Origin of the sequence: Mycobacterium sp. SMC-4, from assembly GCF_025263265.1 — a bacterium.
GTDB lineage: Bacteria > Actinomycetota > Actinomycetes > Mycobacteriales > Mycobacteriaceae > Mycobacterium.
Genome location: NZ_CP079869.1, coordinates 3,745,504 through 3,771,431, shown reverse-complemented (window position 1 = coordinate 3,771,431; position 25,928 = coordinate 3,745,504). Strand labels below are relative to the sequence as shown.

General features: G+C 63.8%; 28 protein-coding genes. 17 read left to right on the top strand and 11 right to left on the bottom strand.

Annotated elements, in window-relative coordinates:
- From KXD98_RS17800 to KXD98_RS17790, 3 genes are read right to left on the bottom strand one after another with little or no spacing between them, the layout of a single operon-like run.
- Positions 1-330: a hypothetical protein gene (locus KXD98_RS17800; protein WP_260759678.1), complete on the bottom strand. Its 330-nt coding sequence runs from the start codon at positions 328-330 to the stop codon at positions 1-3.
- The gene (locus KXD98_RS17795; protein ID WP_260759677.1) at positions 323-1,660 is read right to left on the bottom strand and encodes an aromatic ring-hydroxylating dioxygenase subunit alpha; all 1,338 of its coding nucleotides are present in this window, start codon (positions 1,658-1,660) and stop codon (positions 323-325) included. The genes KXD98_RS17800 and KXD98_RS17795 overlap by 8 nt, the downstream gene beginning before the upstream one ends.
- An 8-nt stretch (positions 1,661-1,668) precedes the next feature.
- The gene (locus KXD98_RS17790; RefSeq protein WP_260765275.1) at positions 1,669-2,211 is read right to left on the bottom strand and encodes a carboxymuconolactone decarboxylase family protein; all 543 of its coding nucleotides are present in this window, start codon (positions 2,209-2,211) and stop codon (positions 1,669-1,671) included.
- Between the two features lie 262 nt (positions 2,212-2,473).
- Here KXD98_RS17790 and KXD98_RS17785 point away from each other — a divergent pair, with 262 nt between their 5' ends.
- The 8 genes from KXD98_RS17785 (at position 2,474) to KXD98_RS17750 (ending at position 10,721) form a co-directional block, all read left to right on the top strand.
- On the top strand, positions 2,474-3,769 hold the full coding sequence (locus KXD98_RS17785; protein ID WP_260759676.1) for an amidohydrolase family protein: 1,296 nt from the start codon (positions 2,474-2,476) through the stop codon (positions 3,767-3,769).
- Positions 3,770-3,870: 101 nt separating this feature from the next.
- Positions 3,871-5,049 (top strand): acyl-CoA dehydrogenase family protein, encoded by a 1,179-nt coding sequence (locus KXD98_RS17780; RefSeq protein WP_260759675.1) that lies wholly within the window; start codon positions 3,871-3,873, stop codon positions 5,047-5,049.
- Between the two features lie 109 nt (positions 5,050-5,158).
- Positions 5,159-6,340, top strand: coding sequence for a CaiB/BaiF CoA transferase family protein (locus tag KXD98_RS17775; RefSeq protein ID WP_396883230.1), 1,182 nt, complete (start codon positions 5,159-5,161; stop codon positions 6,338-6,340).
- A gap of 4 nt (positions 6,341-6,344) precedes the next feature.
- Positions 6,345-7,130, top strand: coding sequence for an enoyl-CoA hydratase/isomerase family protein (locus KXD98_RS17770; protein ID WP_260765274.1), 786 nt, complete (start codon positions 6,345-6,347; stop codon positions 7,128-7,130).
- Positions 7,131-7,135: 5 nt separating this feature from the next.
- Positions 7,136-8,281, top strand: coding sequence for a thiolase family protein (locus KXD98_RS17765; RefSeq protein ID WP_260759673.1), 1,146 nt, complete (start codon positions 7,136-7,138; stop codon positions 8,279-8,281).
- 13 nt (positions 8,282-8,294) lie between these two features.
- Complete coding sequence (locus KXD98_RS17760) at positions 8,295-9,443, top strand: acyl-CoA dehydrogenase family protein (protein ID WP_260759672.1); 1,149 nt, start codon at positions 8,295-8,297, stop codon at positions 9,441-9,443.
- A gap of 154 nt (positions 9,444-9,597) precedes the next feature.
- Positions 9,598-10,221: a TetR/AcrR family transcriptional regulator gene (locus KXD98_RS17755; protein WP_260759671.1), complete on the top strand. Its 624-nt coding sequence runs from the start codon at positions 9,598-9,600 to the stop codon at positions 10,219-10,221.
- Positions 10,218-10,721 carry a hypothetical protein gene (locus tag KXD98_RS17750; RefSeq protein ID WP_260759670.1) on the top strand — a complete coding sequence of 168 codons (504 nt, stop codon included), beginning with the start codon at positions 10,218-10,220 and terminating at the stop codon, positions 10,719-10,721. The genes KXD98_RS17755 and KXD98_RS17750 overlap by 4 nt, the downstream gene beginning before the upstream one ends.
- A gap of 19 nt (positions 10,722-10,740) precedes the next feature.
- Here the strand turns inward: KXD98_RS17750 and KXD98_RS17745 are convergent, their stop codons facing one another.
- Genes KXD98_RS17745 through KXD98_RS17730 form a run of 4 tightly spaced genes read right to left on the bottom strand, consistent with a single transcriptional unit; the run spans position 10,741 to position 14,758 of the window.
- The gene (locus KXD98_RS17745; RefSeq protein ID WP_260759669.1) at positions 10,741-11,709 is read right to left on the bottom strand and encodes an NADPH:quinone oxidoreductase family protein; all 969 of its coding nucleotides are present in this window, start codon (positions 11,707-11,709) and stop codon (positions 10,741-10,743) included.
- Positions 11,709-12,698, bottom strand: a complete 990-nt coding sequence (locus tag KXD98_RS17740) for a phosphotransferase family protein (protein ID WP_260765273.1) — start codon at positions 12,696-12,698, stop codon at positions 11,709-11,711. The genes KXD98_RS17745 and KXD98_RS17740 overlap by 1 nt, the downstream gene beginning before the upstream one ends.
- 59 nt (positions 12,699-12,757) lie before the next feature.
- Positions 12,758-14,059, bottom strand: coding sequence for an acyl-CoA dehydrogenase family protein (locus tag KXD98_RS17735; RefSeq protein ID WP_260759668.1), 1,302 nt, complete (start codon positions 14,057-14,059; stop codon positions 12,758-12,760).
- A 42-nt stretch (positions 14,060-14,101) separates the two neighbouring features.
- Positions 14,102-14,758: a TetR/AcrR family transcriptional regulator gene (locus KXD98_RS17730; protein WP_260759667.1), complete on the bottom strand. Its 657-nt coding sequence runs from the start codon at positions 14,756-14,758 to the stop codon at positions 14,102-14,104.
- A 401-nt stretch (positions 14,759-15,159) separates the two neighbouring features.
- Here KXD98_RS17730 and KXD98_RS17725 point away from each other — a divergent pair, with 401 nt between their 5' ends.
- Both KXD98_RS17725 and KXD98_RS17720 read left to right on the top strand, forming a co-directional pair.
- Entirely contained in the window at positions 15,160-16,539 is a 1,380-nt protein-coding gene (locus KXD98_RS17725; RefSeq protein ID WP_260759666.1) for an aromatic ring-hydroxylating dioxygenase subunit alpha, read from the top strand.
- Positions 16,536-17,000: a hypothetical protein gene (locus KXD98_RS17720; protein WP_260759665.1), complete on the top strand. Its 465-nt coding sequence runs from the start codon at positions 16,536-16,538 to the stop codon at positions 16,998-17,000. The genes KXD98_RS17725 and KXD98_RS17720 overlap by 4 nt, the downstream gene beginning before the upstream one ends.
- Here KXD98_RS17720 and KXD98_RS17715 read toward each other — a convergent pair.
- Positions 16,997-17,599 carry a TetR/AcrR family transcriptional regulator gene (locus KXD98_RS17715; RefSeq protein WP_260759664.1) on the bottom strand — a complete coding sequence of 201 codons (603 nt, stop codon included), beginning with the start codon at positions 17,597-17,599 and terminating at the stop codon, positions 16,997-16,999. The genes KXD98_RS17720 and KXD98_RS17715 overlap by 4 nt on opposite strands.
- Positions 17,600-17,773: 174 nt before the next feature.
- On the opposite strand from KXD98_RS17715, the gene KXD98_RS17710 reads away from it, so the two are divergent.
- The 7 genes from KXD98_RS17710 to KXD98_RS17675 all read left to right on the top strand — a co-directional run bounded on the left by KXD98_RS17710 (position 17,774) and on the right by KXD98_RS17675 (position 23,185).
- Positions 17,774-18,298 carry a hypothetical protein gene (locus KXD98_RS17710; RefSeq protein WP_260759663.1) on the top strand — a complete coding sequence of 175 codons (525 nt, stop codon included), beginning with the start codon at positions 17,774-17,776 and terminating at the stop codon, positions 18,296-18,298.
- A 25-nt stretch (positions 18,299-18,323) separates the two neighbouring features.
- Positions 18,324-19,532: a cytochrome P450 gene (locus KXD98_RS17705; RefSeq protein ID WP_260759662.1), complete on the top strand. Its 1,209-nt coding sequence runs from the start codon at positions 18,324-18,326 to the stop codon at positions 19,530-19,532.
- A complete protein-coding gene (locus tag KXD98_RS17700; RefSeq protein WP_260759661.1) occupies positions 19,529-20,365 on the top strand; it encodes a mycofactocin-coupled SDR family oxidoreductase in 837 nt (278 codons plus the stop codon). Before KXD98_RS17705 ends, KXD98_RS17700 begins: the two co-directional genes overlap by 4 nt.
- Positions 20,362-20,886, top strand: coding sequence for a carboxymuconolactone decarboxylase family protein (locus KXD98_RS17695; RefSeq protein WP_260759660.1), 525 nt, complete (start codon positions 20,362-20,364; stop codon positions 20,884-20,886). The genes KXD98_RS17700 and KXD98_RS17695 overlap by 4 nt, the downstream gene beginning before the upstream one ends.
- 525 nt (positions 20,887-21,411) lie before the next feature.
- Entirely contained in the window at positions 21,412-22,695 is a 1,284-nt protein-coding gene (locus tag KXD98_RS17685; protein WP_260759659.1) for a cytochrome P450, read from the top strand.
- On the top strand, positions 22,692-22,883 hold the full coding sequence (locus KXD98_RS17680) for a ferredoxin (protein WP_260759658.1): 192 nt from the start codon (positions 22,692-22,694) through the stop codon (positions 22,881-22,883). The genes KXD98_RS17685 and KXD98_RS17680 overlap by 4 nt, the downstream gene beginning before the upstream one ends.
- Before the next feature lie 17 nt (positions 22,884-22,900).
- Positions 22,901-23,185: a DUF1330 domain-containing protein gene (locus KXD98_RS17675; protein ID WP_260759657.1), complete on the top strand. Its 285-nt coding sequence runs from the start codon at positions 22,901-22,903 to the stop codon at positions 23,183-23,185.
- An 8-nt stretch (positions 23,186-23,193) separates the two neighbouring features.
- Here KXD98_RS17675 and KXD98_RS17670 read toward each other — a convergent pair whose 3' ends face one another.
- Genes KXD98_RS17670 through KXD98_RS17660 form a run of 3 tightly spaced genes read right to left on the bottom strand, consistent with a single transcriptional unit; the run spans position 23,194 to position 25,827 of the window.
- On the bottom strand, positions 23,194-24,399 hold the full coding sequence (locus KXD98_RS17670) for a cytochrome P450 (RefSeq protein WP_260759656.1): 1,206 nt from the start codon (positions 24,397-24,399) through the stop codon (positions 23,194-23,196).
- Positions 24,396-24,596, bottom strand: coding sequence for a ferredoxin (locus KXD98_RS17665; protein ID WP_260759655.1), 201 nt, complete (start codon positions 24,594-24,596; stop codon positions 24,396-24,398). The genes KXD98_RS17670 and KXD98_RS17665 overlap by 4 nt, the downstream gene beginning before the upstream one ends.
- Before the next feature lie 28 nt (positions 24,597-24,624).
- Complete coding sequence (locus KXD98_RS17660; protein WP_260759654.1) at positions 24,625-25,827, bottom strand: cytochrome P450; 1,203 nt, start codon at positions 25,825-25,827, stop codon at positions 24,625-24,627.
- Positions 25,828-25,928: the final 101 nt, after the last annotated feature.

The window sequence follows — 25,928 nt, the reverse complement described above, 5'->3', positions numbered from 1 at the left end:
TCAGACCACCGGCTCCTTGATCAGGTTGATGTAGGCGGCACCGCTGTCGAGCACTCGCGGCTGCTTCCACACCTCAATCGGGAAGCTGACCATCACGATCGATTGCCCCAGATGTACAAGCGCTTTCGCGTCGTCGGGCATGCTCTTGAGCGGGAATCGGGCGTCGACGTAGACCATGATGTCCTCGAGCCGCGCCAGGCCGGCGTCGTACAGTTCCTGCATCTCCTCCATCGTGGAGTTCAACCGCTTCTGGTAGCGCTCCTCCTCGGTGGGCAGGCACCAGTCGCTGAACCGCTCCAAATCGGCGAACTCTTCAGGCAGCTTAGACATTTGCGGCATCCTCTTCGGTAACGGTGGCTCCGGCGCCATTCGACGGACCGCTGCCGTTCGCCAGGCTCTTTTTGTACCGGTCGACGTACTTGTGTGCGGTGTGATGCAGATGGCGCAGCAGGATCTCCTGGTCGCACAGCGGAAAGTCGAGGACGGCGCGGGTGCCGATTTGGGTCTGGGTGGCCTCCAGGGTGTTGGCGTCTTGGAACGCGTACTCCTTGAACGTCACCGCGGCCAACTCCTGGGACAACCGCTCGCGCAAATTCTTCGGCGGCACGAAGTACAGGTCGGCCTCGAAGATGTGGCTGTCGACGCCAGTGGGCCAGTAGTTGTAGGTGAGGTACCAGCCTGGCACCCAGAAGAGGATGGTGAAGTTCGGGAAGAATTCGAACGAGTCCTGGCCCCAGGTCTTGTGTCGGCCCGGATTGATCGCCGGCGGCAACTCGTCGGGCAGGATGCCCTTGATGTCGGGGCGATCCCACGGCCCGAACAGGCCGCTGTGCAGGACGCGCTCGATGGGCTTGACCATGTTGAGGTCCTTCGGCGGGCTCATGCCGCCCCAGGACGAGATCATCGAGTGGTCGCCCTTGATGTCGTAATGCAGCGCTTCGAACCCGAACTTGGCGAGCTTCTCGGCTTCCTCCTTCTCTGCCTGCTTCATGTGCAGGATCGGAGCGTGGTAGAACTCGATAAACGCGTCGATGAACAGCTTCCAGTTGGCCTTGACTTCCGCGCGATATCTGTAGTGCTCGGTCATCTCGTGGAAGGGGTAACCCTTGAGGCCTTGGCCGAATTCACCCAGGTATTCTTCCAAGGACACAGCGTTGTCATCGAAGTTGACGAAGATGAAGCCCTCCCACACCTCGCAGCGCACCGGTTTGAGCGGGTAGTCCGCCTTGTCGAGGTCGAAGAACTCATCCTCCTGCTGCACGAACGTCAGGTCACCCTTGAGGTCGTAACGCCAGGCGTGGTACTTGCAGACGAACTGGCGGCAGGTGCCCGACGTCTCCTCGCCGGGGTAGTCATTCCACACCAGCTTGTTGCCGCGGTGACGGCACAGGTTGTAGAACGCGCGGATCTGCTCGCCGTCGTTGACGATGATGATCGAAACACCGGGGCCGACTGACGGCAGCTCACGGGTGATGTAGCGGCCCTTCTTGGGGACGAGTTCGATCCGCCCCATGTGCAGCCACGTCTTGCGGAAGATAGCCTGCTGCTCCAGTTTCCAGTGCTCGGGGTCGATCGAATCCTCGTAGTTGACCGGTCCCGTGCCGAGTTCGGGCCAGTTCTCCGTCCAGCTGCCGACGTCAGGCTTCTTGAAAAATGCCACGGTGGCTACTACCTCTCTGCTTCCATGTTGGAGTCGGGTTCTACGCCAAAGGTGTTGATGGCCATGGCCAGTGAGCTATAGCAGCCGATCGTGAAGACGAGATCCATCAGCTGCTGCTCGTCTAAGTGCGCCGACAGTGACGACCATGTTTCGTCTGAGACGACCGAATCCCGGTGCAGTTCGTCCACCGCGGTGAGTACGGCGCGGTCGCAGTCGTCAGAGAGCTCTCCACGTGTGATCGCGTCGATGACATCGTCGGACAATCCGGCCTCGCGGCCCATGTCGACGTGGTGGCGCCATTCGTACTCGCATTTGGTCAGGTGTGCGACGCGCAAAACCGCGAGTTCGCGGGTGCGGGCGGGCACGCTCGACCCGTACAGCAGGTGAAAGTTGAAATGCAGGAACGCCCTGGTGAGCTTGGGGTGGCGCAGCAGCGTTGCGACCAGATTTCCCGCCGCCTGCGGGTTGTGCCGTTCCGGAGGAATCAGCCCGTTGAGCGCCTTGGTGACGTTCTTGTCCCACTGGTCGGCGGGCAACGGGGTTAGTCTCACCGGCGGCCTCCTCTCGTTCATGAGAATTAGATTCTCATATTTCGCCAGTAGATTTCCACCTTTCTGCTGCGCCGTCAACGCAAGGCCGCAAAACTGCCGGTCAGCCCACTGTTCACGGCGGCCCCGGCGTACCCTCTGCCAGGGCGGATAACGCGGGCATACGTTGATTCTCACTGTTGGAGAAGCTAGTTTGCTTGGTAGGAGAACAGTCGGATGTGACCAGACCCGCGGGCGGTAGCCCGGCGGCGGAAGGAGAGCCATCGTGCATAAGGACGACATGATTTTGATCAGTGTGGATGATCACATTGTTGAGCCGCCGGATATGTTCAAGAACCATTTGTCGAAGAAGTATTTGGATGAGGCGCCGCGGTTGGTGCATAACCCGGATGGGTCGGATACGTGGCAGTTTCGGGATGTGGTGATTCCGAATGTGGCGTTGAATGCGGTGGCGGGTCGTCCGAAGGAGGAGTACGGGCTGGAGCCGCAGGGGCTCGATGAGATCCGGCCGGGGTGTTGGCAGGTTGATGAGCGGGTCAAGGATATGAATGCCGGCGGGATTTTGGGGTCGATGTGTTTCCCGTCGTTTCCGGGTTTCGCGGGGCGGTTGTTCGCCACCGAGGACGCGGAGTTTTCGTTGGCGTTGGTGCAGGCCTACAACGATTGGCATGTCGAGGAGTGGTGCGGGGCCTATCCGGGGCGGTTCATTCCGATGACGTTGCCGGTGATCTGGGATCCCCAAGCCTGTGCGGCCGAGATTCGGCGTAACGCCGATCGTGGGGTGCATTCGTTGACGTTCACCGAGAATCCGGCGGCGATGGGCTATCCCAGTTTCCACGATTTTGAGCATTGGAAGCCGATGTGGGATGCGCTGGTCGATACCGACACGGTGCTCAATGTGCATATCGGGTCCTCGGGGCGGTTGGCGATCACCGCCCCGGATGCGCCGATGGATGTGATGATCACGTTGCAGCCGATGAATATCGTGCAGGCGGCCGCGGACTTGTTGTGGTCGCGGCCGATCAAGGAGTATCCGGATCTGAAGATCGCGTTGAGTGAGGGTGGGACGGGTTGGATTCCGTATTTCCTGGAGCGGGTGGACCGCACCTATGAGATGCATTCGACCTGGACCGGTCAGGACTTCGGCGGCAAACTGCCCAGCGAGGTGTTCCGGGAGCATTTCCTGACCTGTTTCATCGCTGATCCGGTCGGGGTCACTACTCGGCATCAGATCGGGGTCGACAACATCTGCTGGGAGGCTGATTACCCCCACAGCGACTCGATGTGGCCCGGGGCCCCCGAACAACTCGACGAAGTCCTCACCGCCAACAACGTCCCCGATGACGAGATCGACAAGATGACCTACCAGAACGCCATGCGCTGGTATCACTGGGACCCGTTCACCCACATCCCCAAAGACAAGGCCACCGTCGGCGCCCTCCGCAAAGCCGCCGAAGGACACGACGTCACCATCCAAGCCCTCTCCAAGCACGACCACGGCGGCGGCGGAGCCTCAGACTGGCAGGCCCGAATGGCAAAAGTCACCCAGAACACCGACTGAGCGGCCGCTGAACAACCCCTAGCCGAGATCGCATTCCACTCGCCACGGCGTCAGTAGCCGGTGTGGAATGCGATTTCGGCGCTTATCCCGAGGAGACGACGATGCCCGGCGGTATGAGTTTCGAGCTGACCGAGGATCAGGAGCTGATTCGTAAATCGGTCGCCGAGTTGGCGAGCAGATTCGACGACCACTACTGGATGCAGAAGGACCAGGCTCACGAATTCCCGCAGGAGTTCTACGACGCCATCGCCCAGGGAGGTTGGCTCGGGATGACCATCCCCGAGGAGTACGGCGGGCACGGTCTGGGCATCACCGAGGCCACCTTGCTGCTCGAAGAGGTGTCCCGATCAGGAGCGGCGATGAACGGCGCCAGCGCTATCCACCTGTCGATCTTCGGCATGCAGCCTGTCGTCAAGCATGGCTCCGACGAACTCAAGGCCCGCACGTTGCCCCGGATCGTCAACGGTGAGCTGCACGTGTGTTTCGGTGTCACCGAACCCGGGGCGGGTCTGGACACGTCGCGCATCACCACCTCGGCCAAGCGCGAGGGTGAGCACTACCGGGTCAATGGCCGCAAGGTCTGGATCTCCAAGGCGCTGGAGTCGGAGAAGATCCTGTTGTTGACCAGAACCACCCCCTATGACCAGGTCACCAAGAAGACCGACGGCATGACGCTGTTCCTCACCGACCTGGACCGCGACCGCGTCGACATTCGTCCGATCAACAAGATGGGCCGCAATGCGGTCAGCTCCAACGAGTTGTTCATCGACGACCTGATGGTGCCGGTCGAGGATCGCGTGGGTGAGGAGGGACAGGGTTTCAAATACATTCTCGACGGCTTGAACCCGGAACGCATGCTGATCGCCGCCGAGGCGCTGGGTATCGGCAGGGTCGCGCTGGAGAAGGCCGTCAAATACGGAAACGAACGCCATGTGTTCAACCGGCCCATCGGGATGAACCAGGGCCTGCAGTTCCCGCTCGCGGACTCCCTTGCACGGCTCGATGCCGCAGAACTGGTGCTGCGCAAGGCCACCTGGCTCTACGACAACGGCAAACCCTGCGGGCGGGAGGCGAACACCGCCAAGTATTTGTGCGCCGACGCCGGGTTCGGCGCCGCCGATCGCGCACTGCAGTTGCACGGCGGAATGGGCTACTCCGAGGAGTACCACGTGTCTCGCTACTTCCGGGAGTCGCGGCTGATGAAGATCGCCCCGGTCAGCCAGGAGATGATTCTGAACTTCCTCGGCGAGCACGTGCTCGGGCTGCCCAGGAGCTACTAGGTGGGCGCACCGACCTGGCAGCCGCCGCCGGGCGGCGGCATGGTTGTCTGAACACGTGAGCATTCCTCAGGCCGACGGCGCACCTTTGGCCGGCGTCACCGTCGTCGCGATGGAGCAGGCGGTGGCTGCGCCCATGTGCACCCGTGTGCTCGCCGACTTCGGCGCCCGAATCATCAAGGTGGAGAACCCCAATCGTGGCGACTTCGCCCGCGACTACGACGATGTGGTCAACGGACCCGGTGGACTGGCCGCACACTTCGTGTGGTGCAACCGGGGCAAGGAATCGGTGACGCTGAACACCAAGTCCCCGGCGGGGATGGACCTGCTGCACCGCCTGCTCGACCGCGCCGACGCCTTCGTGTCCAACCTGGCCCCGGGCGCGACCGCCCGGCTCGGGCTGACGCCGGGTGACCTCGCGGTGCGGCATCCCGACGTGATCCCGGTCGAGATCGACGGCTACGGTCCCGGCGGGCCGATTTCCCACAAGCGCGCATATGACCTTCTGGTGCAGGCGGAATCGGGATCCTGCGCGATCACCGGCTACCCCGGGATGCCGGCCAAGCCCGGGCCGGCGATGGCCGACTTCAGCACCGGACTGTACGCGGCCATCTCGATCCTGGCCCTGCTGTACGGTCGGGCCCACCGACCCGGGACTGCAGCCGCGCCGTCTGTGGAACTGAGTCTGTTCGACGTGATGACCGACGTCATGGGATACGCCCTGACCTACACCCAGCATTCGGGTATAGACCAGGAACCGCTTGGCGTCGGTTCCCCGGCGGTGGCCCCGTACGGAGCGTTCCCGACCCGCGACGGGCAGACGGTGGTGCTCGGTACGACCAACGACCGGGAATGGCAGCGAGTCGCGCGCGAGATCATCGACCGGCCCGACCTCGCCGAGGACCCCCGGTTCGCGACCAACTCCGACCGCTGCGCGCACCGAGCGATCCTGGAGGACGCCATCGGCAGATGGTGTGCCCAGCACGACCTGGCCGACATCCAGCGTACGGCCGACGAGGCGGGTATCGGCAATTCCCGGTACAACAAACCCTCCGAGGTCGTCGTGCACCCCCAGCTGAGTGCACGCGACCGCTGGCGCACTGTGTCCACCCCGAAAGGCGACATCCGCGCTCTGCGTCCGCCCCCGGTGATCAGCGGCTTCGAGCAGCCGATGGGTGCGATTCCCGGGCTGGGGGAGCATACGGACTCGGTGCTCAACGAATTGGGTGTCACCGCAGCCGAATTGGCACAACTGCGAGCCGACGGCGTGATCGGACCGGCCTACCGTGACTGACCAGGTGCTGTTGAGCGCGGACCACGACGGTGTCCGTACGCTGACGCTGAACCGTCCCGAACGGCGCAACGCGCTCGATGCCCGGCTGTGGGTCGAACTCGCCGACGCGCTGCGGGCAATCAGGCGCGAGCCCGACATCCGGGCACTGGTGCTCACCGGAGCCGGTGGCGCGTTCTGCTCCGGAGCCGACATCGGGACCGGCGAACAGATTCACCCGCGCTACAAACTCGACCGGCTGACAGACGTCGCGCTGGCGCTGCACGAGCTCGCGGTACCGACCATCGCGAAGGTCACCGGTATCGCGGTGGGTGCTGGATGGAATCTGGCGCTGGGGTGCGACCTGGTGGTCGCCACACCGGACTCGCGTTTCTGCCAGATCTTCTCGAAGCGCGGTCTGTCGGTGGACCTGGGCGGCTCCTGGCTGCTGCCCAAGATCGTCGGACTGCAGCAGGCCAAACGGCTGGTCCTGCTCGCCGACATGATCGACGCCGAGGAGGCCCACCGGCTGGGACTGGTGACCTGGGTGAAGCCCGCCGACGAGATCGACGCGTACGTCGACGAGATCGCCGCGCGGTTGGCTGCCGGCCCGCCATTCGCGCTGGCACAGAGTAAGGCGTTGCTCAACGACGGCGCCAACTCGACGCTGCGTGAGGCACTGGCCGGCGAGGCCCGTGCCCAGCCGGGAAACTTCGCGACCGCGGACTCTGGTGAGGCCTACGCCGCGTTCGCCGCCAAGCGCGATCCCGAATTCACCGGGGCGTGGGCCCCCTACAAGACCGATCAGGAGTGAGAATCATGCGGGAGACCGTCATCGTCGGGGCGGTGCGTACACCGGTGGGCAAGCGCAACGGCGGATTGTCCGACCAACACGCAGCAGATCTGTCGGCTCTGGTGCTCAACGAACTTGTGGAGCGTGCCGGGGTGGAACCCGACGTGATCGACGACGTGGTCTGGGGATGTGTGTCCCAGGTGGGGGACCAGTCGAGCAATATCGGACGCTACTCGGTGCTGGCCGCGGGCTGGCCCGAACACATCCCCGGCACCACGGTGAACCGGGCCTGCGGGTCCAGCCAACAGGCCCTCGATTTCGCCGTGCAGGCGGTCATGTCCGGACAACAGGATATGGTCGTGGCCGGCGGTGTTGAGGTGATGAGTCGCGTCCCGCTGGGTGCCGCCCGGTCCACCGGTATGCCGTACGGACCCAAAGTGCTTGCCCGCTATGACGACTTCTCGTTCAACCAGGGCATCTCGGCGGAGATGATCTCGCAGCAGTGGGGCTTCTCCCGAACCCGGCTCGACGAGTACTCGGCACGGTCCCACGAACGCGCCGCGGCCGCACAGGATTCGGGGGCGTTCCAGGACCAGATCGCGCCGGTCTTCACCGCCGGGGGCGTCGTCACCGATGACGAGGGGATCCGGCGCGGCACCACAACGGAGAAGCTGGCCGGGCTCAAGCCGGCATTCACCGACGACGGTGTGATCCACGCCGGCAACTCGTCGCAGATCTCTGACGGCGCCGCGGCGCTTCTGGTGACCACCGCCGAGAACGCCGTCAACCTCGGTCTGACCCCGCTGGTGCGCTATCGCGCCGGTGCTGTCACCGGTGCCGATCCCAGATTGATGCTCACCGGCCCGATCCCGGCAACCGAAAAGGTCCTGCACAAGGCCGGCGTGACACTCGACGACGTCGGCGTGTTCGAGGTGAACGAGGCCTTCGCGCCGGTACCGCTGGCCTGGTTGGCCGACACCGGCGCCGACGAAGCCAAACTCAATCCGCTCGGCGGGGCGATCGCGCTGGGCCACCCGCTCGGAGCTTCGGGGGCGGTGCTGATGACGCGGATGATTCATCACATGCGCGACAACGGAATTCGATACGGCCTGCAGACCATGTGCGAAGGCGGCGGTACCGCCAATGCCACGGTGGTCGAGCTCGTCGGCTGAAAGGGCGGTAGTCGTGCGTAGAGATCTGTTCACCGAGGACCACGAGGCGTTCCGCGAGCTGGCCCGCGACTTCGTCGACAAGGAGGTCGTGCCGCACTACCCGCAATGGGAGAAGGGCGGGCGGATGCCACGCGAGGTGTTCGCGCGGATGGGCGAGCTCGGGATGCTCGGCATGGCCATCCCGGAGGAGTACGGCGGGGCGGGACAGCCCGATTACCGCTACAACGTGGTGTTGCAGGAGGAGGCGGCACGCGCCTTGGTGACGCTGTCGACGGTGCGCACCCAGCTCGAGGTGATCCTGCCCTACTTCCTGCACTACGCCAACGAGGAACAGCGCGAGCGCTGGTTTCCCGGCCTTGCGGCAGGCACGCTGCTCACGGCCGTGGCGATGACCGAGCCAGGCACCGGATCAGATCTGGCCGGCATGCGGACCACCGCGGTCCGCGACGGCGACGATTACATCGTCAACGGCGCGAAGACGTTCATCACCGGGGGGATGCAGGCCGATCTCATCATCGTCGTCGCCCGCACGTCGACCGATTCAGGCAACCGCCGCAAGGGCTTGACCCTGCTGGTGGTCGAAGACGGAATGGCGGGATTCACCCGGGGCCGGGAGCTGGAGAAGATGGGCTGCAAGGTCCAGGACACCGCCGAGTTGTCGTTCGTCGACGTGCGGGTGCCGGCCGCCAATGTGCTCGGTGAGGTCGATGACGCATTCGCCTATCTGGGTCACAATCTGCCGCAGGAACGGCTGACCGTGGCGGTCGGCTCGGTCGCGCAGGCCCGCTCGGCCATCGCTGCCGCGATCGATTACACACAAAGCCGAAAAGCTTTCGGTACGCCGGTGGCCTCGTTCCAGAACACCAAGTTCGAACTCGCCGCCTGCTCGACCGAAGTCGAGGCGGCTCAGGCGATGCTCGACCGAGCGGTCGCGCTACACGTCGACGAAGAACTCTCCGGCGCAGACGCGGCCAGGGTCAAGCTGTTCTGCACCGAGATGCAGCAACGCGTTGTCGACCGTTGTCTGCAGCTCTTCGGCGGCTACGGCTACATGATGGAGTATCCGATCGCCCGGTTGTACACCGATGCGCGGGTGGCGCGGATCTATGCCGGCACCAGCGAAGTGATGAAAGTGATCATCGCCAAGTCTCTCGGGCTGTAGCGGCAACACCAACCGATCGGTTCCGGTTGTCCGCGAACGCCCAGGTGAGACGCCTGTCAAAAACAAACCTCACTGAGACCCTTGTCACACCGGAGCAACCTACCTACTGTGTGTTCAGAAGGTTGGTTGTCTCAGCTGTCGAAAAGGGAGCGACGTGTCAGTTCCGGAGCCGGCGGTCGCCCGGCGGTACGAATCTCTCCTCGCCAAGGGAGAGGACCGCCGACAGCGCATCCTGGGCGTGGCCGAGCGATTGTTGGCCCGCAATGGCTGGCGAAACACCTCGCTTGCGCAGATAGCCAAAGAAGCCGGAGTGACACCGGCCGGACTGCTTCATCACTTCGAGTCCAAAGAACAATTGCTCAACGCGGTTCTCGACGCGCGTGACGCGGACGACGCGTTGCACGCCGATTACCGGTCCGGCGACCTCGTGACCGAACTGAGCCGGGTCCCCGAGCGGTTCGAGCGAGCTCCCGAGTTGGTCGGCACGTTCACCGTGCTGCTGGTCGAGAACATCGCCCCCGACGCGCCGCTGCACAACCGACTGCGCAACCGCTACCGGGCAGCGGTCGAAATCATCACCTCGATCATCGAGCGCGGACAACACAGTGGCAAGTACCGCTCCGATGTCGACGGTGCCAGCAAGGCAGTGGAGATACTGGCCTTCACCTATGGAATGGAGACCCTATGGTTACTCGATCCCTCGATTCAGTTGGCCGAGGTGTTCAAGGAGTACGCGGAGTCGCTGGGGCGCGAACTGGCGCCGCAGACCCAGACATGAGGTACCGGCTGGATGTTGTCGCCCCGACAGTTCTGGACGCGGTGCGGTACGCCGGTGGCTGGATCTATGACCGGGTGATGGCTGGATGGGACGTCACCGTATTGCTCGGCAGCGACGAAGATGTGCGGCCGCTGCACATTCTGGGTGCCCATACCCTCGACCTCGAGTCGGTGCTCGCCGCGTGGGAGGAGCGGCCCCACCCGCAGACCGTCGCCGTCGCTGCCGACGTGTTCGACCGGGACCCCCGCGTGTTGGCGCATGTGCGCAAGGCGCTGGACCAGGGTGCGACCGAGGTGACCGTGTGGGGTGAGGACGTACCCGAAGAGATCGGTCCCAGCGTCGATTCGGCGCAGCACCACCTCAGCGCTGCGGCCCGGGCCTTCAAATCCAGCGCCCTGGCCGCGGCACAGGGCGCTGTGGTCGACTCGGTGGCTCGCACCGAGACCTTCCGTTGCGGGATGCTGGCATCGGTGGCGGCCGATCTGGTTCCGGCCAGCTGAGGCGGCCGTCGGGTTGTCGCTACCGACGTAGATCGATGACGACTTTGCCGATCGCCCGGCCCTCAGCGACGTGGGTGAGTGCGGCAGCCGTCTGCTCCAGCGGGTACACCGCACCGATGTGCGGCCGAACGCGCCCGCTCGCCAGCAGCTCGCGAAGTTCGCCCTCGTTGCGTGAGAACTCGTCGGGGGCAATATCGGCCATGTGAAACCCGAGCACCTGGACGCCCTTGACCAGCACCAGGTTCAGCGGGATGGCCGGGATGTCACCCGAGGCGAACCCGACGGTGACGAACTTGCCGCCGCGCCGCAGAGACCGTAGGGCCGGTTCGGCCAGTGCGCCACCAACCGGGTCGATGACCGCGTGTGCGCCGTCGGGTAGCGCGAGCTTGAGAGCTTGGCGAAGGTCACCGTCGCGATGGTTGATCACCTGCTGTGCGCCGTTACGACAAGCCATGTCCAACTTTTCGGTTGAGGAGGCCACTGCGGTGACCGCCGCACCAAGCAGGGAGCCGAGTGCGACTGTCGCCAACCCCACCCCGCCGCCGGCGCCGAGCACCACAATGTCGTCGCCGGCGCGCACCCGGACGACTGATCGTAGTGCGTGATAGGCCGTGCGGTAGGCCACCCCGAAGGCCGCAGCGCTGCGATCGTCGATACCGGCGGGAACGAGGGTCAGTCCGGTGACCGGTTGGACAACTTCTTCGGCGAAGGCGCCGTGCAGCCCGATTCCGGTGACACGGTCACCGAGTGCGAATCCGGCTGCCCGACACCCGATTTCGATGACTGTGCCGGAGAACTCGCTGCCCGGAACAAACGGAGGCGGCACACTGATCTGGTATCTGTCGGCGATCAGGAGCACGTCGGGAAAGTTCACCGCGGCGGCCCCTACTCGGACCCGGACCTGATCGTCTTCGAGGCGCGGTGCCGGCAGTTGCCCCACTTCGACCACCTCGGGCGGCCCGTAGGCAGGGCAGATGGCCGCGCGCATCAGTGGTAGTCGCTGGACTCGGCGAGATCGGCCGCCGAGCGCATCAACTCGACGATGACCGGGCCGTACGCCAGCAGTTTCTGATCGTCACCCGCGCGCTGAAAACCCTGCTCGAGCACGATCGCCAACTTCCACTTGGCCAGCACCAGGTAATAGTCCAGATCGTCGACCTGACGGCCCGACACCGTCGCATAGTGCGCGACGACCTCGTCGCGGGATGGCATCCCCCGCATGTCCACGTAGCTCATCTCCGACTCCGTCGGCGCAGCCGTGTCGTCGGGCCAGCTCTGCACCATCCAGCCCAGATCGAGTTTCGGGTCGCCGACGGTTCCCATCTCCCAGTCGACGATCGCCGCGAGCCGGGCCGGGGCGCCGTGCTGGTACATCACATTGGCGAACTGATAGTCGCCGTGCATCAGACCCGGGACGAAGTCCAAGGGACGATGCGAGCGCAGCCACGCGGTGGCGGTGTGGAGACCGTCGATCTCGCGGCCTTTGATGCGTTCGAAGAACGCGGTCCACCGGTCGACCTGGCGTTCGTGGAATCCCTCGGGTCGGCCGAGATCGTGCAATCCCCGGGCTTTCCAGTCGACTCTCGACAGCAAGGCAATGCCCTCGGCGAGTTGATAACTGAGCTCCGGTCGCGCGGACAGATCACTGTCAAACGGTTCGGGCCATCGGGCGTGAGTGTCCATCGGCGACCACCCGTCGACGAAGCCCATCAGATAGAAGGGCCGGCCGAGCACCGACCCGTCCGGGCACACTCCGACGGCCTCGGTGTGCGGCACCTCGGTGCCCTCGAGGGCTTCGATGATGCGCCACTCTCGCAGGATGCCCTTGTCGCGATCCGGCGGAGCCTCCGGTGGCGGCATCCGCAGCACGCACCGGTGCTCACCCCGGCGCAGTTCGTAGATGACGTTCTGCGTTCCACCGGACAGGTACCGGGTGTGCAGTGGTGCACCCCGGCCGGGCAGCCCCGCGTCATCCATCCAGGCCGACAGCCGGGCGGTGTCCAGGGGGCGCTCGTGATGAGCAGAATGTGATCGCGTCACAGATTCCCCAGTTCGTTTTCCAGGTACGCAGCGAACTTGGCCCGAGCTTCGTCCCGCTTGGCCGGTATCCACTCGCTGGGCCAGGTGTCGGGATTGGGCTCATAATCGCGCAACACTTGTTTGGCCACCGTGGCCTTGTGCACCTCGGTCGGCCCATCGGCCAACCCCATCACGGCCGCCCCGGTGACCATGCCGAGGAACGGCATCTCGTTGGATACGCCCAACGCGCCGTGCACCTGCATGGCGCGCCACGCGATGTCGTGCAGCACGGTGGGCATCACCACCTTGACCGCGGCGATGTCCTTGCGGACCTTCTTGTAGTCGTTGTACTTGTCGATCTCCCACGCGGTGTAGAGCACCATGAGACGGAACTGCAGCAGCTGGGCGTAGGAGTCGGCAATGTAACCCTGGACAAACTGTTTGTCAGAGAGTCGGCTGCCCTGGGTTTGCCGGCTCAACGCCCGCTCACACATCATGTCGAGCGCCCTCTTCGAGAGCCCGATGGTGCGCATCGCGTGGTGGATACGCCCGCCGCCGAGCCGGGTCTGCGCGATCACGAACGCCTGACCCTCGCCGCCGAGCAGCGCGTCAGCCGGCACTCGCACATTGTCGTAGTGGATCAGCGCATGAGATCCCTCGTCGTCGCGCTCACCGTACAGCCCGACGTTGCGCACGATGTTGACCCCGGGTGTGTCCGTGGGCACCAGGAACATCGACATGCCCTGATAAGCACTGACCTCTGTATTGGTCACCACCATGACGATCAGGAATGATGCCGTTCTGGCGTTGGAGGAGAAGAACTTCCACCCGTTGATCACCCACTCGTCGCCCTCACGCACGGCAGTGGTGGTGAACAGCGTGGGATCCGCCCCGGCGTGCGGCTCAGTCATCGAGTAACACGAGAACATCTCGCCGTCGAGCAGCGGGCGCAGGTAACGCTGCTGCTGATCTTCGGTGCCGTAGTGCGCGATGATCTCGGCGTTGCCCGTGTCGGGGGCCTGGCACCCGAAAATGATCGGCGCCCACTGCGAACGGCCGAGAATCTCGTTGAGCAGAGCCAACTTGAGCTGTCCGTAGCCCTGTCCGCCCAACTCGGGGCTCAGATGGGTGGCCCACAGGCCGCGTTGGCGGACCGCCTCCTTGAGTGGATCGATCACTTTGCGGCGGTGGGCATCCAGCGGGACGAACTGCTGGTGCGGGAACGCGAGGTCGAGTGGTTCGACTTCTTCTCGGACGAACTCGTCAGCCCAGTCGAGCAGCTGCTGGTATTCGGGATCGGTGTCGAAATCCCACGCCATCGTGGGTCTCCTCTCGGATGCAGTGGACAGGCGCTGGTGCGGTCATGATCGAGATCTGCTGTCGAACCCGGCGATCAGCGCGCCGATGTCGGCGGTGACGACATCGGCGAACGATCGGCGTCCGAAACTGCCGCCGGCCCAGTGCCGAACGCCCTCGCTGACAAGCGTGCCGGCCAGCCGGGACAATCGAGCGACATCCACCTTTGCGCTCAACTTGCCGTCACGGCAGGCTTGTTCGAAGAGCTCACCGAACATGTCCGCATCGGGGTTCTGCGCTGCCTCGCCGGCGAGAATTCGGTGCTCGTGCCGGTAACCCTGCAGGATCGTCTCCACGACCAGCTCGGGTGGATTACGTGCCATCGACCGTTCGAGGCTGCGCAGCGCCTCGCCGATGACGGATTCGACGTCGTAGTCGGCGCGCAGCAGGGAGTGCACCTTCTGGCGTGCCGCACGGGTCGACAGCAAACCCACCTCGAAGAGGATGTCCTCCTTGGCCGGGAAGTAGAAGTAGAACAGTGCCCGCGAGACTCCGGCCGCCCGACAGATGTCGGCCACTGTGGTCCTCGCGTAGCCGTTGGTGCGCCACAGGGCCATGGCTGCCTGCACGAGACCGCGCTTGGTCTCGTGCGAGCGGGCGCGCTGGTATGAAGCCCGGCGCTGACTACTGTCAACTCGCTCATGCAGCCCGGCTTTTCCCATAGTCAGACTGTAACAACGGTATACCAGGAAGTACATCGTTGACGTTTGTCTAACTATCTCTTTCCTCGGCGAGGTGGTCGGCGCGCCGGTCCAGTTTCAGATGTGCGATCGCGGCGAGGTTCTCAAGCAGATCCAGGACTGGCTGCCCTCTGACGGTGCACAGGTCGCGATGCTCGGCTCGGTCTTATTCGTGTATGACGGCCGGAGCCCGATGAGATCGCCGAACGCTGGCGCCAGCTCATTATCGCCCCCCGCATCCGACGAGCAGGCGCAAAATCGCGCGTTGTCAACCACGTTCATCCTCGCGGGTGCCTACTCGCATCAAAATACATCGTTGTATATGAGATACGACTATGTATAGTCGTAGTCGGCATCACCAAACACACGGGAGTGATCGCGTCATGACCACGACACAGCCAGTACGCCCCGGGGAGTGGTTCGACACCGGCATGGGTCTTGAGGACATCGACCTCAGCCGGTTCCGCATGGACATCACCACGGACCGGTACACCGATCCGGACTACGTCCAGCGTGAGCACGAGAGCATCTGGCTACGCGTATGGCAGGTCGCGGGGCGGGCATCCGAACTGCCGGAGGTCGGCGACTGGATGGAGTATCAGTTGCTTGACCAGTCCTTCCTCCTGGTGCGTGGCAAGGACGGTCAGATCCGCGGATTCGTCAACGCCTGCAGGCACCGCGGTAACAAGCTGTGCATCGGCAGGGGCAATGCCAAGCGCGGCTTGCTCTGCCAATACCACTTGTGGTCCTACGACCACGAGGGTCGCCTCAAAGGTGTGCTGCGGGAAAAAGAGAACGTCCTGACCGCACTTGACAAGGAGGGGCTCGGTCTCTTCCCGATCTCGGTCGAATGCTTCGCCGGCTTCATCTTTGTCAACCCGGACCCGCAGGCTGCGCCATTGGCGGAGTTTCTGGGACAGGAGGTCGTCGACCTCCTCACCCCGTATCACCTTGAGGAGATGGACACAGTCCTCGATGTACGGGAAGCGCTGAACTGCAACTGGAAGGTGGTGATGGACGCCTTTGAGGAGGGCTACCACATTTCCGGAATCCACCCGCAGCTGCTGCAGGTGATCATGATCGATCCGAGTACCACCCGCTATAAGTTCTTCGACAAGCACAGCGTCTCGTGCGCACCGTTCGAGGTGGCGGGCAAGGCGTACGGGTTGGAGGAGCAGCTCGAAGGCATCATGAGTCTGCCCGAAACGTTCCCGTCGGTGACGGCCGTGCTGCCCCGTTTCCAGGAGCTGGTGGCCGAATACCGCGATGACGATGGCGAATTGAAGCTGCCCGACGGTGTGACCCCCAGAACGTTGTTGCAGAGGGCGACCCGGGAGACGCTGACCGGCATGGGCTTCGATGTCAGTGCGCTGACCGATGCCCAGATGAGCGACAACCACGGGTGGGTGCTGTTCCCGAACTTCTTCATGACCGTGCGGGCCGGCGAGGCAACGGTCATCCTCGCCCAACCGCACGAGAGTGGCGACCCCAATAAGTGCTACTGGCACATCATCAGCGTGATGTGGCTGCCCGAGGAGTACAAAGCAGCGCTGCGCGCCCCACGCATCGACGTGACGGAGCCAGGCGAATACAAGTACTTCACCGCGCTGAAACAGGATTACGAGCAGATGCCGCGACAGCAGTTGGGGCTGCGGAACAAACAACTCGAGCACATGTCGTTGGTGAAAGAAGAGGTGGTGATCGCCCACTATCACTCCGTCGTCGACCGCTACCTCGGTGCCGCGCAGGGCGTGGAGCCGTGAGCTTGCAGGAAATCGCTGAACAGCATCTCGGAAACGCCAGAACGGTGTTGGAGTATGCGATCGCGACCAAGCGGATCGTCGACAGCGCCAAGGGGCCGGGATTCTCCGTCGAGAGCTGGAACCCCCTGCGAGAGCTGATCGCTGTGGAGGAGTTCGTCCGTGTCGGAAACTTCAAGGAAGTCATGGACTGGGACGGCTATGCCGCGTTCCTGACCAACTGGGCGCCCAACGCCGACTGGGACTGCACCTTCAAGCGGGTGACCGAAAAAGACGGCGTCGTCTTCCTGGAACTCGAAGAGCGCAGCTCGGTCGGTGACTTTCACAGTGTGGTCAACTCGCTGTCGGTGTACGAGTTCACCGCGGAGGGCAAAGTGCGTCGCATCGACGTCTACCTGCAGATGGAACTTCCGTCTCCAGACCTGCTCAAAGGCTATGAGGGCGTCGACATCTCACAGGACTAGCCGGCCGGCTCGACGTTGGCGAGGATCATTTCCAGGAACGGCCGGGACAGATCCTGGCCGTCGACGTAGCTGCCCAGTGTGACGCCCTCGTTGGTCGCGATGAGAACTCGGGCGAGGGTGGATGCGGGAATGCGCATCCGGCCACCGATCTTCTCGACGTGGCTGGTGATGTACTCGGCCAGGGAATCGGCGGTCTGGCGCCGTTGCTCGGCGACCCTGGCCCGCGCCTCGGGGTTGCGCACCAGAAACAGTGTGAATTCGTACCCCAGCGCGGCGCGGTCCGGATTCCCGATCGTCAACTCCCGCCACCGCTCGGCGAGTTTGTCGACATCCATCTCGTCGAGTGATTGGAACGACTCGACGATGTCGGTGAAACCGTCCAGGAATCTCTGCAGTTGGCGCTCCATCACCGCGAGGAACAGCTCCTCTTTGGTGCCGAAATGCGAATAGATGGCGCCGCGCGTGTACCCGGCCGCGTCGGCGATCACCTCCAGCGCCGCGGCGCCGAAGCCTTGCCGTGCGACGACTTCCTCGGCGGCGTCCAGCAGCAGCGAACGGGTGTGCTCGACCCGTCGCTGTCTCGTCCAGCGTTCCGCCATCTCGCCATTCTCCCAACACCGGTCGGCGGTCGGTGTCCCACCCCGCCTCCGAAAAACATTCATTATTGCATCTGGAATACAACACTGTATATTCAAGTGGCAGGCGCGTAGGGGCGCCGTCATCGCTTTTCGCTCAATCGGTCCCCAATTGATCGTGAAAGGAATTGACTGTCAATGGATTTAGTGGATCGGATCGCCAAACACCGCCGGATGGCCGAGAGTTACCGCGACAAGTACGTCCTGCAAAAAGTGCAGGAAGGCGAGAGCTACGACGAATGGGAATTCACCGACGACGCCGTCTACACCTCGCCCTACTTCGTCGCCGAGCAGGAACTGGTGCTCAAGGACGTCGCAACCCACTGGGACACCGCCGCGACGATCGAGGCGAAGGCCTACGGTGTGACGTTCCCCGACTGGAAGCCCGTCGACTTCAAGGTGTGGCCTGCGGAGAACGGGTTCGTCCAGCGCTACCGCTGGGAGGGCACCAACGTGAACACGGGCGAGACGATGGGCTTCTACTCCATCAGTTTCGTCGAGACCAACGAGGAATGCCAGATCGTGCACTGGTCCACCTATGTCAACGACGAGGAGTACGGCCCCTTCCTGGAGGCCGCGATCGGTGCCAGGGGACCGTTCCACGGCGACGGGTACATGCAGGCGCTGGCCCGGCATTTCGAGAAGCACAGCATCACGTTCTGACCACAGTCGAGAGAGGGGTCAAACGATGACGGCCAGCACGACCGGCGAGCTGTATTACGACCCGTGGCACGCGGATCTCAACTCCGATCCGTATCCGATGTTCAAGCGGTTACGTGACGAAGCGCCGTTGTACTACAACGAGACCCATGACTTTTATGCGCTGAGCCGGTTCGACGACGTGAACCGCACGCTGGTCGACCACCGTGGCTTCAGCTCCGCCCGCGGGGTCGTTCTGGAGATCATCAAGTCCGGCATGGAGATTCCGCCCGGACTGCTCCTCTTCGAAGATCCGCCGATTCACGACATCCATCGCGGATTGCTGGCGCGCGCCTTCACCCCGCGCAAGATCAACGCGCTGGAGCCGAAGATCCGCGAGTTCACCCAGAAATGTCTGGATCCGGTGGCCGGCGGCAACCGCTTCGACTTCGTGAGAGATCTCGGCGCGGTGATGCCCTTGCGTGTGGTCGGCATGCTGTTCGGGATACCGGAGGACTATCAGCGCCGGGTGCAGGAAGACGGCGACCGGCATGTGCGCACCGAACGCGGTGGACAGATGACCGACAATCCGGACGGCGGGCTCACCGACGGCCAGGTGTTCGCCGACTTCATCGACTGGCGCATCGACCATCCCGCCGACGACCTGACCACCGAACTGCTCAACGCCGAATTCGAAGACGAGACCGGCGCGACACGCAGGCTACGGCGCGACGAGCTGCTGATGTTCATGAACGTCGTCGCAGTGGCCGGCGCGGAGACGACGACGCGGCTCATCGGCTGGTCGGGCAAGCTGCTATCCGAGCACGCCGACCAGCGGCGCAACCTCGCCGCCGACAGGTCACTGTTGCCGGGGGCGATCGAGGAGATCCTGCGCTATGAGCCGCCCGCACTGCAGGCCGCGCGCTACGTGACCCGCGATGTCGACTTCTACGGAACCACGGTGCCGGAGGGCAGCGCGATCCTCACACTGATCGGTGCCGCCAACCGCGACGAACGCCGATTCGGCAACGATGCAGAAGAATTCGACATCACTCGATCTCCGCGACAGCATCTGACCTTCGGCGTAGGCGCCCACTACTGCCTGGGCAATGCACTGGCGCGGCTCGAAGGCCGTATCGCACTGGAGGAAATTTTGAACCGATTCCCCGATTGGGAGGTCGACCTCGACGCGGCGGTCTTTTCGTCGTCGTCAGCGGTTCGTGGATGGGACAGCATGCCTGCGGAGGTGTACAGATGACTGGACGGGTTGAAGGCAAGGTCGCTTTCGTCACGGGCGCCGCCCGGGGGCAGGGGCGGAGTCACGCAATCAGGCTCGCCGAGGAAGGCGCCGACATCATCGCCATCGACGTCTGCAAGAACGTCGACCACGTGCAGCTCGAGATGGCGACGCCGGGTGATCTGCTGGAGACCAAGGACCGCGTGGAAGCCTTAGGCAGGCGCATCGTCGCCGAGGAGGTCGACGTCCGCGACTTCGACGCGATGAAGGCGGTCGTCGACCGCGGTGTCGCCGAACTGGGCCGGCTCGACATCATCCTGGCCAACGCCGGCATCGGCAACGGCGGACAGACCGTCGAGACATTGGACGAGGCCGTGTGGCAGACGATGATGGACATCAATCTCACTGGAGTGTGGAAGACGGTGAAGGCCGGCATCCCGCACATCGTCGCAGGGGGGCGCGGCGGATCGATCGTGCTGACGAGCTCGGTGGCAGGAATGAAGGCGTATCCCCAGATGAGCCAGTATGTTTCGGCCAAGCACGGCGTCGTAGGGCTGATGCGATCGTGTGCGGTCGAACTTGCACCACACATGATCCGGGTCAACAGCGTGCATCCGACGCACGTCAACTCACCCATGGTGATGAACGATGAGACATTCCGGCTCTTCCGTCCCGATCTGGAACACCCGGGTCCAGACGACATCGCGCCGATCTGCCAGATGTTCCACAGCATGCCCCGGCCGTGGGTCGAAGTCGAGGACATCACCAACGCGGTGATGTTCTTCGCGTCCGACGACTCCCGGTATGTCACCGGGGTCTCGATGCCGATCGATCTGGGCAGCTGTCTGAAATGAGGCTGACGCCGCTGCCTGCCGACCGGTGGAATGACGACGTGATTCGGGCGCTCTCGGTGATGATGCCGCCGGAGCGGGCGCAGCCGGGCAAGGTCGGCAACATGCTCGCCACGTTCGCGCGCCATCCCCGGCTGACGAAGGCGTACCTGACCTTCAACATGCACCTGCTAATGACGACGACCCTGCCGAAGCGGATCACCGAGACTGTTGTTCTGCGCACGGCGGTGTGCCGCGGCTCGGAGTATTTGTGGAATCACCACGTGCCACTGGCCAAACGGGCCGGCCTGTCCGACGACGAGTTGGGCGGCATCAGGTCCGGTGTACTGCCAGGCGAGCTCGACTCGACAGTGCTCGTCGTCGTTGACGAACTACACTCCGGCACGGTTGTCACCGACGACACATGGCTCAGGCTTTCTGAATACCTCGACGAGCAGCAGCTGATGGATCTGGTGTTCACGGCTGGGGGTTACGCGACACTCGCGATGGCGATCGAGACGTTCGGCATCGAAGACGAGGCTTGATGCGCGGCTATCGCCACCGATGTCGTCTCGATGTAGCCATCGATGCTTTCGGCGCCCAGTTCACGGCCGTAGCCGCCGGCCTGACGCCGCCGAGCGGCGCGAACGGACCCATCGGGTAGTCCTGGTGGACGTCGAAGGTGCCGGTGCGGATCGCGGCTGCCAGTTGCAGGCCACGATGCGCGCACCCGCATGCACTCCCTGTTCCAGAGAGCCGGCCACGCGCCGCCGCTGGGTGCACCTGCGCGACTGTGCTACCTGTAAGAGCACCACATCCCGATCGCTGAGCGCGCGGGCCTCAATGCCGCGCATCGCGACCACATCCGCGCCGGAGGCGGCAGCTGCTCGACCTGCTGTTCACCGTCGGGTGTTACCAGTCGCTCGCCTGTCGCGGTCGATGCGCTGCGCGTGCAACCCGAGCACGACTGACCGTGGTCCTCGTTGACGGCACGCGACCAGTATGAAAACCTGATACGCAAAGATGAGAATAACGTTCTCATTGAAAGAGACCGGTGAAACGGAGCGCGCATGGCTGAAGACCTCACCACGGTCGACTTCTTCCGGGACAGTCGCCTGACGGATGACCCGTACACGTTCTACCAGGCATTACGCGACAAGTGCCCGGTTGCTCGGGAAAACCATTACGGCGTCACGATGGTGACCGGTTGGCAAGAGGCCGTCGACGTCTACAACGACGCTGACTCGTTCTCGTCGTGCATCTCGGTCACCGGTCCGTTCCCGGGCTTCCCGGTCTCCCTGGAGGGGCGCGAGGGCGACGACATCACCGAACTGATCACCCAGCACCGTGATGAAATCCCGTTCAGCGACCAGTTGCCCACGCTGGACCCGCCGACTCATACCAACCACCGTGCTCTGCTGATGCGGCTGATCACGCCCAAGCGCCTCAAAGAAAACGAGGACGCGATGTGGGGCCTCGCCGACGAGATCCTCGATGACTTCCTGGCGCCGGGCAAAGGGGAGTTCATCAAAGGGTTTGCGGGTCCGTTCACGCTGCGGGTGATCGCCGATCTGCTCGGCGTGCCGGACGAAGACCGCGCTGACCTGCTCGATCGGCTGGCGCGCGGGACGCACGGCAGTGGTCTGGGCAATGCCGACAAGACCTTGACCAAGACGCCGCTGGAGTACCTCTACGACGTGTTCGCCGAGTACGTCGAGGAGCGCCGCGCGCAACCCCGCGACGACGTGTTGACCGGTCTGGCGACGGCGACGTTCCCCGACGGGACCATGCCGGAGGTGGGCGACGTCGTCCGGGTGGCCACCAACGTGTTCTCCGCCGGCCAGGAAACCACCGTGCGTCTGCTCTCGACCGCGCTGAAGGTCATCGGCGATCAGCCCGAGGTTCAGGCCAGACTGCGCGAAGACCGCAGTCTGCTACCGAATTTCATCGAGGAGTGCCTGCGTATCGAGAGCCCGGTCAAGGGTGACTTCCGGCTGTCGCGGGTGCCCACCACCGTCGGTGACCAACAGCTGCCGGCCGGTTGCACCGTCATGGTCATCAACGGGGCGGCCAACCGTGATCCGCGGCGTTTCGAGGATCCCGACACCTTCGATCCGGAACGGAAGAATGCGCGTCAGCACCTCGCCTTCGGTCGCGGCATCCACAGCTGCCCGGGGGCGCCGCTGGCCCGCGCCGAGACACGCGTCGGCCTCGAGCGGCTGCTGGACCGCACCACCGACATCCGCATCTCGGAGAGCGCACATGGTCCCGCGGGAAACCGGAAGTATCAGTATATTCCGACCTACATCTTGCGCGGTCTGACCGAACTGCATCTGGAGTTCGACATCCGATGAAGGTCCTGGTCGACGAAGATCGTTGTGCCGGCCACGGAATGTGCCTGACGCTGTGCCCGGAGGTCTTCCAGATGACCGACGACGGCTGGGCCGTCGCCGACCCGGAGACGGTGCCGCCGGGACTAGAGGATGCCGCCCGTGAGGCCATCGACAACTGTCCGGAACGGGCGATCCGCGAAATCGATTGAGAGTAGGAGAGATACCAGTGGCCAAGGGCTATGTGATCATCACCGAGGACATCAAGGACCCGGCCGGAATGGGCGAGTACGCCAAACTGGCCGGCCAGACGATGGGCAACGCCACGATCCTCGCGTTCGGCCCGCCGGCCGAAACCCTGGAGGGGCAGTGGCACGGTACCCAGACGGTACTGCTCGAGTTCGAGAGCGTGGAAGCCGCCAAAGAGTGGTATTACTCCGACGAGTACCAGGCCGCCGCGAAGCTGCGCCAGGCTGCGGCCGACTGCCACGGAGTCATCGTCGCCGGCCTCTGACGGTCCGGCTAGCCGAGTACCCGGACCGGGACGTGTGACCAGCCCGCGACGTTCTGCGCCGCGACCCGCCGGCATTGGTCCCACTGCACTTCGTAGCGCGGCATGAAATCGAGCAATCGCTCGAGCGCGATCGCGCTCTCCATACGCGCCAATGCCGCGCCCAGGCAGCTGTGCACGCCGTAACCGAATCCGAGATTCTGCGCTTGGGTCCGGTCGCGCTCGATGTCGAAGGTGTCGGCATCGGTGAAGGCGTCGGGATCCCGGTTCGCCGAACCGGCGAGCAGGAACACCGGCTTGCCCGCGGGAATCGTGACCCCGTGCAGTTCCACGTCTTTCATCGACCGCCGCACGTTGTACTGGTTCGGCGCTTCGTAACGCAGCAACTCCTCGACTGCGGCGGGAACCTTGGTGCGGTCATCAAGCAGCTTCTGCCACTGCTGCGGGTGGCGGGCGAAAGTCACCGCCGCGTTGCCGATCAGCTTGGTCACGGTCTCGGCTCCGGCGCCACCGAGAAGGGTGGCGAAGCCGGCGATCTCGAAATCGTCCAGTGACTCCTTCTCGCCGTCCTCCCGGGTGATCTCGGCGGCGATCAGCCGACTGAACATGTCGTCGCGGGGTTCGGCCCGACGCTGCTGGATGAGGCTGTAGTAGAGCCCCATCAGCTCCCCGACGGCCTGCATGCCTTCTTCGGACATGTCGATCTGACCGGGTTCGCGGCGCAGCGAGATGTCCACCCATTCACCGACCTGTTGGCGGTGCTCCTCCGGCACGCCCAGCATCTGGGTGATCACCTGAACCGGGAACAGAGCGGAGAAGTCCTGTACGACGTCGAACCCGTCGGGGTCGACCCGGGAAAGGTAACGGTCGATGGTTTCGGTGACCATGGGGCGCAACGCCTCGATGGCTCGCGGAGTAAAGACCTTGTTGACCAGGCTGCGCATCTGTCGATGCTCAGGCGGGTCCATCATGATGATCATCTTCGCCGGCACCGGCTCGTCGGACCGGACCGTGGAAAGGTCAAGACCGTAAGCCGAGGAATAAGTCTCGAAGTCCTTGTAGGCCGCCGCGACATCCTCGTGCCGCGACAGCGCGTAGAAGTCGTATTCGGCGTTGTAGTACACCGGTGCCTCTGCCCGCATCCGCCGGTAGATCTCCCACGCACCGTTGAAGAATTCTTCCGAGAACGGGTCGAAGACGAGCTCAGTTGATGTCACGCGTCTTCGATCGTGATCGCCTGACGCGGGCACTGGCGCACAGCTTCCTGGACCTGCTGCTCGTTCTCCGGCGTCACGTCCTCCTGAAGCACGTGCAGGTAATCGTCGTCGTCGAGGTCGAAAACCTCGGGGATGATGCCCATGCACACCCCGTTGGCCTCGCAAAGCCCGAAATCGACAACGATCTTCTGAGTCACTGCAGCTGCTCCTCGTTCACGGGAATGATCATCGCAACACCTTCACCGGCACATGGTGGTAGCCCGCCACGTTCTGCATGTGCACCTTCTCCAAACCGTCGAAATCGACCTCGTAGCGGGGCATGAAGTCGAGCAGGTGCTCGAGCGCGATCTGGGTTTCCAGCCGGGCCAGTGCCGCGCCGAGACAGCTGTGAATGCCGTAGCCGAGTCCGAGATTCTGCGCCTGTGTACGGTCGCGGGTGATGTCGAAGGTCTCGGCGTCGTCGAAGGCCCGCGGGTCGCGGTTGGCGGCCGCCTGGAGCAGGAAAACCGGTTTGCCTGCGGGGATGGTGCCGCTGGGCACGTGCGCCTCTTTGAGGGTGTAGCGCACGTTGTACTGCACCGGACCGACGTAGCGCAGCAGTTCCTCGACGGCGGCGGGAACCAGGCTGCGGTCATCGAGCAGCAGTTGCCACTGCTCGGGGTGGCGGGCGAACTCCACGACCGCGCTGCCGACCAGTTTGGTGACGGTTTCGGCGCCTGCCCCGCCCAGCAGCGAGGTGAACCCGGTGATCTCGATGTCATCGAGTCGGCGCGTCTCGCCGTTCTCGGTCGGGATCTCTGCGGCGATCAACCGGCTGATCATGTCGTCCTGCGGGTTGCGCCGCCGTTCCTGCACCAGGCCGTAGTAGTAGACACCCGAGTCGATGTTGGCTTGCATGTTCTCTTCGGACCACTCGAGCTGGCCGGGCTTTCGTTCCAGGCCCTTGTCGATCCAGTGCCGCACCTGCTGGCGGAACTCTTCAGGTACCCCGGCCATCCGAGTGATCACCTCGACCGGGAACGGTCCCGAAAAATCCTGCACCACGTCGAAGTTGTCCGGATCCACTTTCGACAGGTAGTGCTCGACGAGCTCGATGACGGTTTCGCGCTGCGACTGGATGGCGCGCGGTGTGAACGCCTTGTTGAGCAGGCTGCGCATGTGTCGGTGCTCGGGCGGGTCCATGAAGATGATCGACTTCTGCGGCCCTTCCTCGGAGCGCACCATCGCCAGGTCGCAGCCGCGCGACGACGAGAAGGCGTCATGATCCTTGAGCGCCGCGGCGACGTCGGCGTGCCGGGTCAACGCATAAAAGTCCCCTTCCGCGTCGTAGTAGAGGGGAGCCTCGTCCCGCATCCGACGGTAGATGTCGTAGGGATTGTCGAAGTAATCCTGGGAAACGGGATCGAAGCGGAGTTCAGGCGCGGTCATGATGTCCTCCGTCACGGCGGGCTGCAGCCGGTGCTTTACGAGAAGTGAATGAACTGTAACGCTATCAGTTTCGGTGGGCCAGCACAGCGACATTCGGGTCG